Source organism: Enterococcus sp. AAFC-DPL-6103 (assembly GCF_058216595.1).
The window spans coordinates 1,483,701-1,498,452 of the sequence record NZ_CM177102.1; the positions used below are offsets into that span (position 1 = coordinate 1,483,701).

At 37.5% G+C, this 14,752-nt stretch carries 12 protein-coding genes; 2 read left to right on the forward strand and 10 right to left on the reverse strand.

Going from position 1 to position 14,752, the window contains the following annotated elements:
- Positions 1–115: 115 nt before the first annotated feature.
- From AC4BC3_RS07120 to AC4BC3_RS07145, 6 genes are all read right to left on the reverse strand, one after another.
- Positions 116–1,468 carry an NADH oxidase gene (locus AC4BC3_RS07120; RefSeq protein ID WP_206908811.1) on the reverse strand — a complete coding sequence of 451 codons (1,353 nt, stop codon included), beginning with the start codon at positions 1,466–1,468 and terminating at the stop codon, positions 116–118.
- A gap of 321 nt (positions 1,469–1,789) precedes the next feature.
- Positions 1,790–2,236: a transcriptional repressor gene (locus tag AC4BC3_RS07125; RefSeq protein WP_206908809.1), complete on the reverse strand. Its 447-nt coding sequence runs from the start codon at positions 2,234–2,236 to the stop codon at positions 1,790–1,792.
- Positions 2,237–2,426: 190 nt separating this feature from the next.
- Positions 2,427–3,353 (reverse strand): cysteine synthase A, encoded by a 927-nt coding sequence (gene cysK / locus AC4BC3_RS07130; protein WP_206908807.1) that lies wholly within the window; start codon positions 3,351–3,353, stop codon positions 2,427–2,429.
- A 164-nt stretch (positions 3,354–3,517) separates the two neighbouring features.
- Positions 3,518–4,408 carry a glucosaminidase domain-containing protein gene (locus AC4BC3_RS07135; RefSeq protein ID WP_490466149.1) on the reverse strand — a complete coding sequence of 297 codons (891 nt, stop codon included), beginning with the start codon at positions 4,406–4,408 and terminating at the stop codon, positions 3,518–3,520.
- A gap of 231 nt (positions 4,409–4,639) precedes the next feature.
- Complete coding sequence (gene tkt / locus AC4BC3_RS07140; protein ID WP_206908802.1) at positions 4,640–6,634, reverse strand: transketolase; 1,995 nt, start codon at positions 6,632–6,634, stop codon at positions 4,640–4,642.
- 110 nt (positions 6,635–6,744) lie between these two features.
- A complete protein-coding gene (locus AC4BC3_RS07145; RefSeq protein ID WP_067482326.1) occupies positions 6,745–6,984 on the reverse strand; it encodes a DUF896 family protein in 240 nt (79 codons plus the stop codon).
- Between the two features lie 146 nt (positions 6,985–7,130).
- Here AC4BC3_RS07145 and lexA point away from each other — a divergent pair, with 146 nt between their 5' ends.
- Complete coding sequence (gene lexA / locus AC4BC3_RS07150) at positions 7,131–7,754, forward strand: transcriptional repressor LexA (protein ID WP_490466150.1); 624 nt, start codon at positions 7,131–7,133, stop codon at positions 7,752–7,754.
- Between the two features lie 136 nt (positions 7,755–7,890).
- Complete coding sequence (locus tag AC4BC3_RS07155; RefSeq protein WP_067482330.1) at positions 7,891–8,109, forward strand: hypothetical protein; 219 nt, start codon at positions 7,891–7,893, stop codon at positions 8,107–8,109.
- 167 nt (positions 8,110–8,276) lie between these two features.
- Here the strand turns inward: AC4BC3_RS07155 and AC4BC3_RS07160 are convergent, their stop codons facing one another.
- The 4 genes from AC4BC3_RS07160 to AC4BC3_RS07175 form a co-directional block, all read right to left on the reverse strand.
- The gene (locus tag AC4BC3_RS07160; protein WP_490466151.1) at positions 8,277–10,511 is read right to left on the reverse strand and encodes an immunoglobulin-like domain-containing protein; all 2,235 of its coding nucleotides are present in this window, start codon (positions 10,509–10,511) and stop codon (positions 8,277–8,279) included.
- 627 nt (positions 10,512–11,138) lie between these two features.
- Positions 11,139–11,651 carry an adenine phosphoribosyltransferase gene (locus AC4BC3_RS07165; protein ID WP_206899078.1) on the reverse strand — a complete coding sequence of 171 codons (513 nt, stop codon included), beginning with the start codon at positions 11,649–11,651 and terminating at the stop codon, positions 11,139–11,141.
- Between the two features lie 13 nt (positions 11,652–11,664).
- Positions 11,665–13,962 carry a single-stranded-DNA-specific exonuclease RecJ gene (gene recJ / locus AC4BC3_RS07170; protein ID WP_490466152.1) on the reverse strand — a complete coding sequence of 766 codons (2,298 nt, stop codon included), beginning with the start codon at positions 13,960–13,962 and terminating at the stop codon, positions 11,665–11,667.
- A gap of 345 nt (positions 13,963–14,307) precedes the next feature.
- Positions 14,308–14,751, reverse strand: a complete 444-nt coding sequence (locus tag AC4BC3_RS07175; RefSeq protein ID WP_206908795.1) for a LapA family protein — start codon at positions 14,749–14,751, stop codon at positions 14,308–14,310.
- Position 14,752 lies beyond the last annotated feature (1 nt).

The window sequence follows — 14,752 nt, forward strand, 5'->3', positions numbered from 1 at the left end:
CACAAAAAATCGGCTAGATTACAACTAATTATACTTTTAAAGCATACAAACTTTCACAGAATAAAAAGACACACCAACAGTCAGGTAACTCATTGTTGGCGTGTCTCTTCACTTTTTATTTATTTTCTGCAATCTCAGCTAAAGCTGCTTGTGCAAGTAAATTCAAGTAATTCCAAGGACGATCAAAGTGTGGTTGGAAGAAGAAATCAGATAGTGCTAGATCTTCCACTGTCATTTTATTTTGTACTGCAAGTGACAATGTATTTGCAGATTGAGTGACATCATATTTTGACATAAATTGTGCGCCCACAATACGATTTGTCCCTTTTTCATAAACTAATTCCATTAAAACTTTTTCAGTTGTTGGCATAAATTCTGGACGATAGTTATCTTCAAATAAGGTTGCTTGAACGTCCAAATTATTTAATGGTGCACTTTCAGTGGTTACACCAGTTGAGCCGATGGTCCAACCGAATAAATACAAGCCTGATGTTCCTTGTGTTCCACGATAATGCATTTTATTTTCTGTTAAGTTGTACCCAATCAATAATCCTTGGCGAACAGCATTTGTTGCCAACGGAATATAGTTTTGAGTATTTGACGGGTTATAGTGAACAACTGCTGAGTCACCAGCTGCAAAAATATCAGGGTTGCTTGTTTGCATATATTCATTGACCTTGATTGCACCATTTGGTAGTGTGTCGACTTTTCCAGCAACTAACTCTGTATTTGGTTTAAAACCAACGCACAAGATCACCATGTCTGCATCAAATGTTTCGCTAGGTGTTTTAACTTGTTTTACTTTACCTGCTTCATCTGGGATAAACTCTGATACATTTTCACCTAAAGCTAAAGTTACTCCACGATCCACCAATTCTTTTTCCAAAACATCGGTGAATGGTTTATCCAAATATTTATTTAAAATACGATCTAAGCCATCAATCAAAGTGACTTGTTTTCCAGATTCAACAAAAGCTTCAACCAATTCGATTCCAATATAACCTCCACCAACGATTACGACGCGTTTTGCATCTTTGGCTTGTGCAATAATTTCATTTGCTTGGTTGTAGTTTTTACATAGTAAAATATTTTCAGATTCGATCCCTTTAATTGGCGGAATAATTGGCCATGACCCTGTTGTCACAACTAATTTATCATAAGAAACTGTTTCAACTTCGCCCGTTTTTAAATCTTCCGCAGTTACAGTTTTATTTTCTGTATCAACATCTGTGACGTTGTGTTCCATTTTAACTGTCGCACCTAACCCAGCAAGTTCGTCTGGATTTGAATAAAACAACCCTGCAGGATCTTTAACTACGCCTCCGACATACAATGCAATCCCACATGATAAGAATGAGATATTGTCATTACGTTCATAAATTGTTACTTCTGCCTCTGGATGATTGTTTAAAATACTTTTTACAGCTGCTGTTCCAGCATGGGTGCAGCCAATTACAACTACTTTCATGGTAATCCCTCTTCCTACTAAACTTTTTGTCTTTTGACAATGCTAACTATAGCAAAAATAAAACGGATTCAGAAATTTTATGCTTGTGAATTCACAAGTGAAAATCCGCTTACTTTTTAGAAGGTAACAGCAAAAAAACCTGTTAAAAAAAGCTTCATACAGTGGTCGTTTAGGCTTGCGAAAAAAACGGATTGTGAAAGTGTAAAAAAATAAACAACTATTTCATCCAGAATTTAGATAAAATAGTTGTTTATTGCTTTCTTTTTCACCAAGTACTACAAAATAGATTCGTTACGTTCTCTTTTTGGGATAACCCTTTCATTAAACAGACTCATTTGCTTGTGCTTGTTGACACTCTGGACATAAGCCATACAGTTCAAGGCGATGTTCATTGATCTCAAAATCAGTCAAACGGCTGGCAGCCATCTCAACATCTTCAAGACCAGGGTAATGAAAGTCCACGATTTTCCCACAGTTTTGACAAATCACATGATAATGACGTGTCGAAGTAAAGTCAAAACGACTTGATGCATCTCCGTAATTCATTTCCTGTACAAAACCAATAGATGTAAATAACCGAAGATTGTTATAAACTGTTGCGACACTCATATTTGGAAAACGGTGTTCTAACGCTTTATAGATTTCATCAGCTGTCGGATGAGAATGATGTTCGATTAAATACTCTAAAATTGCATATCTTTGAGGTGTGATCCGAATATTTTCATGCTTTAGTTTTTCGATTGCCTCGTCTACCAATTTGTTGCCCACATTGACACCTCCTACGTGATCGTTCACGTATTATCATACTATTTTTATTTTTCAAAATCTACATTTCATGAAGATAAAATTAAAATTCATGTTTTTCTATGCAAAATGTTAAAGTTAACCTAAAGATCAGCAAAGTATATAAAAGAGGCCAAGACACCTGCTCGTCTTGACCTCCTTACTGTCGTTGATTTTAATCTTCTTGATACAATGCAGTTGATAGGTAACGTTCACCATTATCTGGTACAATAACTAAAACTTTTTTCCCTTTACCCAATTCTTTCGCAATTTTTAAACCAGCTGCAATTGCAGCACCTGAAGAAATTCCCACCAAAAAGCCTTCTTGACGACCGACTTCTCTTGAAGTTTCCATTGCTTCCTCACCGGTGATTGGCAAAACTTCATCGTAAACTTTCGTATCCAGTGTATCCGGTATAAATCCCGTTCCGATTCCTTGAATTTTGTGAGGACCAGCTGGTTTTCCTTCTAAAACTGCTGACTCAGCAGGTTCAACGCCGATAACTTTTATTTCAGGATAGACACGTTTTAATTCATGACCAGCACCAGTGATTGTTCCCCCTGTTCCAATTCCTGAAACAAAAGCATCTAACCCAGCCACTCCAAAAGCAGCCTGAATTTCAGGACCAGTTGTCTTTTCATGGATTTCAGGATTGGCTGGATTTTCAAACTGAAGTGGTAAGAAATAATTATGTTCTTTAGCTAAACGTTCTGCTTCTCTGATGGAACCAGAAATACCGTCAGCACCAGGTGTTAAAATTAATTCAGCCCCGTAAGCTTTCATTAGCAAGCGACGTTCCATACTCATTGTTTCAGGCATTACGATAATCACTCGATAACCCTTAGCTGCCCCAACCATCGCTAAACCAATTCCTGTATTACCAGAAGTTGGTTCAATAATCGTGTCACCAGGTTTCAACCTTCCGTCTTGTTCTGCTTTTTCAATCATACTTAAGGCGATCCGATCTTTCACGCTGCCCCCTGGATTGAAGAATTCTAATTTAACATAAACTTCTGCAGAATCCTCTGGAACTATTTTGTTTAATTTAACGATTGGTGTTTCTCCAATCAAATCAGTAATTGCTTGATAGATTTGTGGCATGAAACTCTCTCCCTTCGACCTGTCTTTACTTCTTTATCATAATACAATCAGATACTATCTGGCGAATAATTCGTCTTAAAACAGGCGACAAAAAAGTAGTTTAGACAAAATATCTAAACTACTTTTTAAGAAATTTCGTGTCAAAAAATTAGTAACTTAAACGATTAAACAGATAGCTCTTGTCCAACCATTAATGAATAATCACTTAATCCGTTCTTTGCCATCAACTCATCGATAGACATCCCAAATTTTTGTGCAATCCCCCATAGTGAATCACCAGAGACAACTGTATATGTTTGACCAGTGCCAGTTGACTGAGTATTTCCACCATAAGTTGTTGATTGCGTTGTAGATGAAGTCGTCGTTGTGGTTGTGGTTGTTGTCGTGCTTGAAACAGAAACAGTTGATGGTGTATCAAAACGTGTTAAGTTGTATGTGCTGATCAATGAATTTAATTTTTCTCCATAAGTTGGATCAGTAGCATATCGGCCTGTCAAATAAGCCGTAGCATCATAAACACTGGTTGTGTTACTTTTCCAAGCTCCTGAGTAGTGATAGTCGCCAGTTGAAAAACTAGTTGACCGTAACACATTCGCATGGTCTTGGAATGATTCCCAATAAGAAGAATATTTACGGAATGGTTCATTCATTGTCACCCATTGACCATTTAAATATTCTTTTGTTGGCATATAAACAACAGCACCATTATAACTTCCCTTAACACCAAATAGATTATAGTTTGGTGCACTTGCTAATCCAGATGTTCCATAAGCACTTTCAAGCAATGCTTGCGCAATCATCACAGAAGCATATAAATCATTGTTGGCGGCAACTTCTGATGCAGACCAACCAATTTGGTTAATAAAAGACTGAGGATCAGTTGTCGTTTGGTTTGTACCTTGTTCATCTGCATGTGCACTTTGTGGTGCTGCTGTAACCATCATCGGCCCAACCAAAAGACTTGTTCCCATTAATGGAGCAATGGCTTTTTTATTAATCACCATAGGTTTCTTCGTCTTATGATGACGGGCGCTACGGGTTTTCAGCTCTTGCATTCGTATTCCTCCTCAAAATAAAAAAACTTTAAATAAAAGTTTTCTCCTTAAAACAAACTTAATTAAGTAAATTATACGTTTATTTTGACAAAATCTCAATTTATTCTGGACGTTTTCTGCTTATGTAACACAATTGTAATGTAAAAGAAATCAAACAGTAACTTTACTTCCAATAAAACAAGCCGGGAATTTCTCCCAGCTTGTTCTTATTTTAATTAAATTATTTTATTCTTATAATTCTTCGTAAGTTTTCACAACGTTTTCGACTGTGAAACCAAATTCTTCAAGAATAATATTTCCTGGAGCTGATGCACCAAAATGATTAATGGTGATTGTTGTTCCTTCTGCCCCAACATAACGTTCCCACCCAAATGGTGCAGCTGCTTCGATTGCGACACGTTTAGTTACCGATTTTGGCAGAACACTCTCTTTGTATTCGGAAGATTGTGCTTCAAACAAGTCAAAGCTTGGCATTGAAACGACAGAAACGTCTTTGCCATTTTCAGCTAAAACTTTTTGTGCTTTAACTGCTAAATCAACTTCAGAACCAGTTGCAATCAAGATACCTTCTGGTGTTTCACCTTGTGCTGGAGAAAGTACGTAAGCACCTTTTTTCACCATGTCATCGGCCTTTTCTTTTGTTGACGGAAGAACTGGTAAGTTTTGACGACTTAACACTAAAATAGTTGGTGTTTCTGTTGATTCCATCGCAATTTTCCAAGCAGCACGCGTTTCATTACCATCAGCTGGACGTACAACATGTACACCTGGCATACAACGAACAGAAGCAAGTTGTTCGATTGGTTCATGTGTTGGACCGTCTTCACCCACTGCGACTGAATCATGTGTTAATACATAAATAACTGGTGCTTTTTGAATGGAAGCAAGACGAATAGCTGGACGTAAATAATCTGTGAATACAAAGAATGTTCCACCATAAATACGTGTACCACCGTGTAATTGGATTCCGTTCATCGCTGTTGCCATGGCAAATTCACGAACACCGAACCAGATGTTTCGTCCTTCATAATTACCTGGTTCAAAATCAGTTTCAGTAGCAACCATTGTGTTGTTTGAGCCAGATAAATCAGCAGAACCACCCCATAAGCTAGGAACTGCTTTTGAAATTGCTTGGATCATATCTTTACTTGATACACGACTTGCTTGGCTGTGACCTTCATCATAACTTGGCATCTCAGCATCCCAGTTTTCTGGTAATTTTCCAGCAAACGCATCTTCAAATTGTTGTGCTAATTCTGGATAAGCGTTTTTGTAATTAGCAAATTTTTCATTCCATTGTGCTTCTGCTTTTTCGCCCTCTTCGACCATTTTTTCATGGAAACGAGTAGCTACTTCTTCAGGCACTGTGAAATCTGGGTAATCCCAACCATACACTTCTTTTGCCATCTTGATTCCTTCATCACCAATCGGTGCGCCATGGACAGAAGATGTTCCTTCGTTAGGTGAGCCATAACCGATAACTGTTTTCACTTCAATTAGTGTTGGTTTTTCAGTTTCCCTTTTAGCTGCTTCAATTGCGTTAGAGATAGCTTCTAAATCATTTCCATCTTTCACTAGGATATGTTGCCAGCCATACGCTTCGTAGCGAGCGCCAACGTTTTCTGTGAAGGCTTTTGAAGTTGGGCCATCAAGTGAAATATCATTTGAATCATATAAAACAATTAATTTTCCTAATTTCATGTGTCCAGCCATAGAACTTGCTTCTTGAGACACACCTTCCATTAAATCGCCGTCACCACATAAAGCATAAGTATAATGATCAACAATATTAAAGTTTTCTTTATTATAAGTTGCTGCAAGGTGTGCCTCTGCCATTGCCATACCAACAGCCATGCCGATTCCTTGACCTAGTGGACCAGTTGTTGCTTCAACGCCATCTGTATGATGGACTTCTGGATGTCCTGGTGTTTTTGATCCCCATTGACGGAATTGTTTCAAGTCATCAATTGTTACTTGATAGCCAGATAAGTGGAGTAAACTGTACAACATGGCTGAACCATGCCCAGCAGAAAGTACAAAACGGTCACGATCTACCCAATTTCTCGAAGTAACAGGATTTACTTTTAAATGTTTTGTCCAAAGTGCATATGCCATCGGTGCAGCACCCATCGGTAAGCCTGGATGACCTGAGTTTGCTTTTTGTACAGCTTCAATACTTAATGTACGGATTGTGTTAACGCCTAGTTGATCAATTTTGTCGAACAAAAGAACCCCTCCAATTTAGGTTTTTTTTACTGTAATTCATTTCATGCTCATTTTAGCGGATACAGTTCAAAAAATCAATGCTTTTTTGGTATTTTTTACCAAAAACCACACTAACGGTCATGTAACCCTTTTTCTTTTTGAATTTCTTTTAATTTATCTGGTGTCACATCATTACCTTCTGGATCAACGATTTTCATTCCTTCAATATGATGTCTCATGCCAGAGCGAAAAGCTGTCAAATATTCTTCTCTCAATAAAATCTGTTCTTTTTCTTCTTCTTTTGAAAGTCCTTCAGCTTTTTTCTTTTTGGCTAATTCATTAATACGTGCAATTTTTTCAGGTGATAACATTATCAGCCCTCCTTTTTTCTCTTCTTATATTATATAAAAAAACCAAAAAAAACAACTAGCGATCTCTATTTACATACGAACATTTGTTTGAAACAGCGCTTTTTATGTGGTATTATTTAATTATTAAGTGAAAGAAGGTGTACTTTGTGGCCCGACAAACTGAAACACGACAAATCGAAGTCTTACGTTATATCCACGAACAAGTGACCCGTAAAGGATACCCACCAACTGTTCGTGAGATTGGTGAAGCTGTTAACCTTTCTTCAACATCAACTGTCCATGGACATTTAGCACGATTAGAAAAAAAAGGATTCATTTTACGTGACCCGACAAAGCCACGAGCAATCGAACTAACTGATTTAGGGTTAGATCAAATTGGGATCAAACCATCTACTATTCCAATGCTCGGAGTAGTCACAGCTGGTGAGCCGATTCTTGCAGTTGAAGATGCCTCCGACTTTTTTCCTGTTCCACCAAATTTAACTTCAGAAGAAGGCAGCTTATTCATGCTGACCATTCGTGGTGAAAGTATGATCAATGCAGGAATTTTAGACGGGGATAACGTCATCGTTCGAAAGCAAGAAAGTGCTAAAAACGGCGATATCGTCATTGCTATGACAACAGAAAATGAAGCGACTTGCAAAAGATTCTATAAAGAAAAAAAACATTTCCGTTTACAACCTGAAAATGACTTATTAGAACCAATCATTTTAGATGAGGTCTCTATCTTAGGTTTAGTAGTTGGTCTCTATCGTAGCCACATTTATTAATATAATTAAACCAAAGAATTGCAGTAAAACTTCTGCAATTCTTTTTTTATTGATCTTACCTCTTTACAAACCGAACAAACATTCGTATAATGATTTTACGAACGAATGTTCGCATAAATAAATGAGGTGAGAATTCATGAAATCAATTAGACGTATTGGCTTGGTATTACTGGTTTTATTCTTAGGTATTTTGATTGGCAATTTTGGGATCCAACCGGCATTGATTATTTTTCTTCCGTTATTCACATTATGGTTCATGTTGTGGGACGAAAAAAAATATCGTCAAGCCGAACAGCGTAGGCTTCATGAAGAACATTTCTATCATGAACATTACTTACGCTCTCGGCAATCTTGAAAGAAAAATAAAGGTAATTAATCGTTCGTTACAATCATCTATTGGCTATTATACTGAAGGCAATTGCTTGTCCTTTACTTTGACTAATCCAAAGTATTCATTCAATAAGAACTATTATTCCCCTATCAAAAAAGACGATCAAAATTTTGATCGTCTTTTTGCATTTCTTAATTAGTTGACTCTTTTTTTAATTCCCATGAAGCATCACTACCTGGTACAGATTGTGTCCACCATTTAGCAAGATATTGTTTGCCATTGTAATTTACAAGATCTCCTGCAACATATGTCCCGCCTTGATAATAATCTACACTCCCGTCCTCATTTTTTATTATTTCTTTTTCCCAAACTTGTGCAGATCCTGGAGTATCCCCTTTTGTCCACCATTTAGCCGTATAAGTTGCTCCTTGATAGGTAACTTTGTCTCCTTTCACGTAAATCGTTGTTGAGGAATAGTTAGGTACATTTTCTTTTTCTTTGACTGTTACAGTAATTGTTTGCGTTGTCTTTTCACCTTTGCTGTCAGCAACCGTATATGTAAGATCATTTGTTCCAACTTTTGAAGTGTCGACATTTCCTGCCACAACTATTTTTGATGTTAGGTCACCATCTTCTTGATCGTTCGCTGTTACGCCAGCTAGTTTATCAAAGGTTGCACCAACTTCAATGGTTTGATCTTTCAAACCAGAAAAAATTGGTTTCGTATTCGCATTAGGATCCACTACTGTAATCGTCCGAATCTTTTCTGAATGGTTTTTCTGACTGTCTACCACAGAATAAGTTATTTGGTATTCACCAGCCTTTGAAGAATCCACCGTTCCAGTCGTCGTGATTTTAGCCGTTAGATCTCCATCTTCCTGATCAATCGCAGTCACGCCCGCTAAAGCATCAAAGGAATCATTCAACTCAATTGTTTCATTTGTTGCTCCTTTGATTACTGGTGCTTGGTCTCTTATGCCTGCCTCTCCGTCAAATTCACCCATAATTTTTGAAAATTCATAGGTTTCTTGTTCGAGTCCAGTATTTTTTAAATCTTCATTCAAATCATTGTCCCGATTCAATGACCAGAAAGAAAGCATGCCAATTTGTTTTTCATTTGCATATGCTAACAAGGCTTTAGCATCAGATTGAGTAAACGTTTCGTTTGCTTGACTTGATTTTCCTACCCACGGCGTCAAACCAATTTTCTGATATACTTGCGCGTCTGTCAGGTCTTGATTGGCATCACTATAAATGCGTTTTAATTGTCCAGCTAAGCTTTCTGATGCTTGTTCAACATATGTATAGTATGTATTTGTTGGCCCTGTAACAAATGCAGGTCCAAAACACATTGTCATGATATTCACACCATGAACCTCCACCTTTTTCTGAACAGCATCTTGTAGCACATTGTATGCGTCATTGTCTGTCCCTTCACCTACTAAACCAGTCGGTAAAACAGGGAACGTATACCAAACGTCAGGTGCTTCATCACCCAGCTTATCTTGCATGATTTTGATTGCATCATTATTTCTTTGCCAAGCTTCTTTATCACGTACATGGGCACCTTCGATATCGAAATCGATTGTTGTTAATCCGTAATGCTCGACAATTTCAATGTATTTATCCGCAAGTTCTTCAGCATTATCATAGACATCTTGAAGCGGCGTGCCGTTTTCTCCACCAAATGAAACTAACACATCTCCTCCTTGTGCGCGGAATTCTTTGATTTGTTTAGCAAATGCAGTGACAACTGAACCATTTGTTCCGGTACCATCTACATTATAGTACCCGCCAAAAGAAGCCGTCTTAGGATTACTTGGATCTGATACAATAAATCCGATATTTGCATAACTGATCTGTGATTTCTTCACTTCTTGACCAAGAGGATACAATCCTTGATACCCGTTTTCTCCGTTGTACCATAAACCGCCATCAATATATGGTGCAAAAACCTTTTCGCCCCATTTCACACCTTGTCCCGCATCGACGCCTGCATAAGGAGTATTAGGATCAACATCAGGATCAATCGTCGGTTCAAATGGATTAGCAGTGACCCCTGCATTAAGAGTAACTGAACCATCTGAAGCTATTGTCCCTACCTCTTCCCAACCAGTTGAAGTTGCTTCGCCTGATCCCGGCGCTACATCTGTCTCCCCATTCTTCCACCAAGTTGCTGCATAAATTTTACCATTGTGTTTGACTTGTTTTCCCGTTGTGTCAGAACTTCCAAATTCTGTTAACTTTGTGACCTTTGACCATTCCAACCAGTCCTCTTCTGTTAAACTTGTTGTTAATTTTGAACTTGTTTTTTCTTCAGCACGAACTTGGATGATTGGTTGGATTGTTGATATAGCAAGACCACCTAACATCAGTCCACAAACGAGTGGCGATGCTACCTTTTTTAGCAACTGTTCTTTTTTCAACGATAATCATTTCCTTTCAATAAACTATTTTACAAATTATGTTCGATGAATGTTTACGCATGTTTTGAACCCGGGTTTCAAAATATGCGTGAAACAACATCTGTTGTGAATACTAATAGACTCATGCATACCAAGCAACCCCCAAATAATGTCAGTAATTCGACATGTTCAGAGTGTTTTCGTTGCTCAAAATTGTTTTATTGGAAAGATTTCATTATTGTAAATGCTCTCTTTAAAGACAATTTTCAATAAATTAGTTCAATTATCATTCGTTAGAGGGATCTTCTAGTAATACACTTTTTTATCCCTGCAAAATAATGGGCATTTATCTGTTTTTTTCACTGTTCGTAAAAGCACATATTCTTCTTATTTAGAATTTAGCGTGAACTTATTAAGAAAAATTCTCAACAACTTTCATCTATGATTACTTTTAATAAGCGTTTTTGACAAAAATCGAATAAAAAAAAAGAGAGATTCCTAGAACAGTGTTGTTATCATATACACGTTATTTATATACGTAGAAAAATAGCTTAACAGCGTTTTTTTTAACATTTACTCAATAAAAAAATCTTCAGAAAAGACCAGACACTATGTCTTAGCCATTTCTGAAGATCCACTTAATTTTTATTAGTATTCCATCAAAGTGATGATGTCATAACCTTCAATTTTATCGCGACCATGTAAGTCCATCAATTCAATCAGGAATGCACAACCAACAACTACGCCACCTAATTTTTCAATTAGTTCAATCGTTGCTTTGATCGTACCACCAGTTGCTAACAAATCATCACAAATCAGTACACGTTGACCTGGTTGAATCGCATCTTTGTGCAAAGTCAATGTATCTGTACCATATTCTAGGTCATAAGTTACTTCGATCGTTTCACGAGGTAATTTCCCTTTTTTACGAACTGGTGCAAAACCCACGCCCAACTCATACGCTACTGGACAGCCTACAATGAATCCGCGTGCTTCAGGTCCAACCACCATGTCAATTCGTTTTTCCTTTGCATAATCGACAATTTGTTTTGTTGCTTCACGATACGCATCTCCATCTGCCATTAACGGTGAGATATCACGAAAAACGATTCCTTTTGACGGATAGTCCGGAATACTGGCAATATAATCTCTTAAATCCACTGTTTGTTTCCTCCTAGGTTGTTAGCCATTTCTTAATGGTAGGAATATCACTTAATAGTAAGAATTCCTCAACTTTAATTTTCTTTAGTCGCTGTTGATACAGAGTGCTTTCAGTCAACGGGTGACTTTCTGGATGGGCGACTTTTTGTAAAACACCATCGTCTATTGTAACAAATTTCAATTCAAAAAACACCTGAATCATAAAAATTAATAATTTTTCTGGAATTTTCAAATACTGAGCGACTGCTTTTGTCTTATAACGAATATCAACTTTATCTTGTGTTTTAATAAACTGGAACAAACGAGCATATTGTTCTCTAGAGCCTACTCCATTCAGATAAGCTTCTTGTGAAGAGATCCCTAATAAATAAACTCGGCTAAACGTTCCTGCATTAAAAACAGCTTTCAACTCATCAAGTTCAGTTGGACAATCCACTAACACAAGTGATTCTGGTTGATTCGTCTCCACCCAACGCTTCATCTGATCCATTTTTTCAAAGATAACTACTTGCTCGCGAATACTTGGCGAAACTTGTTTTTTAACTGCTTCATCAAAAGCTAGATAACATGCTTTTTCTGGTAACGCCTCTTGATCTCGAAATCGTTTTGCACGCCAATCAAATACTTGCAGCCCTTTGACCTCAAAATCAGAAACCAACAGTTGCACCTTTTTTTGACCATTCCATTCATTCACTGAGAGTTTGCCAACAATATCAAGTGAATCATTCAACAGTTCACTTTCCTGAGAGCCAAACCCAAAGGCAACTGCATCCAGCTGTTCACCCTCATCTGTTAAAACAAATTTCAAATGTTGTTGATTTGCACCAATCTTTTTCACTTGTTTGGCTGTCACCTGTTGAAATAAAAACTGTGGCACAGGATTATCTGTCCCAAAAGGTGCTAATAATTTCAGCTCATCTAACAATGTCAAAGAAGCATCTTTAGGTGAAAGCACCTCATCAATTTGCATTGTTGGTCCCTTTGTTAGATCAATCTTGTTTTCTTTTACATACTCATTCATTTTTTCTTGTAACACTTCAAGATTTTCTTGAGGCATAGTTAAACCAACAGCTGCATGATGTCCACCAAAATAGGTAAATAAATCTCTTGTTTGGCTCAACATTTCATAAAGATTCAAAGCTTCTACGCTGCGACCTGAACCTTTGGCAGTTCCATCTTCTTTTAAAGTCAGTACGATAGTTGGCTTACCTGTCTCATTCATGATTTTACCTGCCACGATTCCCAAGACTCCTTCATGCCAACCGCTATTCGCTAATAAATGGATACTGTTAGCAGGATTTACCATAGCTAATGCTTCCTGTGTGATTTCTTCAACAATACTTTTTCGTTCTTCATTGATTTCATTTAATTTTTTTGCTTGTGTGTGTGCAACTTCTTCATCAAAGGTCGCCATCAGTTCAACAGCTGGATTAGGATCGCCCATTCGACCAATTGCATTCAAGCGCGGTGCAATCGAAAAACCAATCGTCATTTCATCAGCATCTTTCATTTTCGCGCCACTTTCAGCAAACAATGCTTGTAACCCAATTCTTTCTGAATGACGAATTGCATCAATGCCTAGTGAGACCAAACTACGATTTTCCCCAGTTAGCGACACTAGATCAGCGACTGTCCCAATTGCAACCAGATCTAAAAATTCTGCTGGTGCTTCTTCCAACAAAGCTGTTGCTACTTTGAAAGCCACACCTACGCCTGCTAAATCTGTAAATGGATAGTTTCCATCTGGATGTCGTGGATGGACGATGGCAAAAGCATCTGGTAACACAGCTGGCATTTCATGATGATCAGTTACAATAACGTCAACTCCAACACTTTGAGCATAAGCAATTGCTTCATTTCCAGCAACGCCGTTATCAACTGTGACAATCAATTGTGTCCCTTGACTGATTTTCTCTTTGTAGACCGCTTGATTTGGGCCGTAGCCATGTTCAAAACGATTAGGTAAGAAAGCTTCTACTTCGGCTCCTAGTAATTCAAGTGTTTCTTTCATGATTGTCGTACTTGTGATTCCATCGGCATCGTAATCGCCATAAACTAGAATTTTTTCGCCACTGATAACTGCTTCTTGGATTCTATTGATTGCTTTATCCATGTCATGCATCAAATAAGGATCATGTAATTCTTGTTCTTTTGGATGTAAAAACTGTTTGATTTCTTGTTCTTCCTGATATCCGCGCTGCCAAAGCATTCTGCCAATAAAAGGAGATAAGTTATGGTTATTGATTAGCTGAAAAAAAGCCTCAGAAGGTTCTCCGGTACTTAATTTCCAATCATAATTTGCTTGCTTCACTGTCTCACTCCTAACTTAGTTATTATAGCAAACGAAAACGACAAAAAGAAGAGGGGGAAAAGAACGTTGTAGCTCCAAGCGGTCAGCTTAAAAAAATAATGAGCAACTGGCAAAAATAGCTTTTCATATTTTAGACAATTGAGAATTATTTCAAGGAGTTACTTGGGGAACACCGTGAATAAGGTTGCAGCTCAAGCGGTCAGCTACAAAAGATAAGGGGTCAATCTTTCTTTACTCATTTCTTGGATAAATACCTCTCTCATTTAGTAACTATTAGACTTCCGCTATACAGGGACAAAAGAAAAAGGCGTACGATATCATCGTACTCCTTTTCTAGTTTACCGGTTAGTCAAAATAATTGAAGCTTTGTTGTGGCGATTGCGCACGATCTTCTTTAGCATTGCCAGTCTCTTCTAATTGGCTGATTTCCACTGTTTTTGCTTGTAGTTCTGCTTGGTAAGCAGCTTCTAGCTCTGCTCGTTCGTTGCGAAACTCTCGTTGTTGTTCTTCTTTTGCTGCTTCAATTTTTTGTTGTAAATTAGTTTGATGCTCTGCAAGTTCCTGTGTCAAGTTTTTGATTTCTTTTTTTTGTTGCCACAAACTAGCCGAAGCTGTTAAAAAGACGATCAAAGCACCAATCAGTGCTGAACCAATAATAACTAAAATCAATGGTGCTGAAAATGAAGCGAAGCCAAGACTCACTGGAACTTGTTCAATATTGAATACTGCAAATAAAACGATTACTAATACTAAAATAAAACCTAAAATCACACTACTTTGTTTTTTCATT

Bases quoted from the DNA above. Each gene is read 5' to 3' on its own strand.
- AC4BC3_RS07120 (WP_206908811.1), bottom strand. From the start codon at position 1,468: ATGAAAGTAGTTGTAATTGGCTGCACCCATGCTGGAACAGCAGCTGTA.
- cysK (WP_206908807.1), bottom strand. From the start codon at position 3,353: ATGCCACAAATCTATCAAGCAATTACTGATTTGATTGGAGAAACACCA.
- AC4BC3_RS07135 (WP_490466149.1), bottom strand. From the start codon at position 4,408: ATGCAAGAGCTGAAAACCCGTAGCGCCCGTCATCATAAGACGAAGAAA.
- AC4BC3_RS07145 (WP_067482326.1), bottom strand. From the start codon at position 6,984: ATGTTATCACCTGAAAAAATTGCACGTATTAATGAATTAGCCAAAAAG.
- AC4BC3_RS07155 (WP_067482330.1), top strand. From the start codon at position 7,891: ATGAAATCAATTAGACGTATTGGCTTGGTATTACTGGTTTTATTCTTA.
- AC4BC3_RS07175 (WP_206908795.1), bottom strand. From the start codon at position 14,751: ATGAAAAAACAAAGTAGTGTGATTTTAGGTTTTATTTTAGTATTAGTA.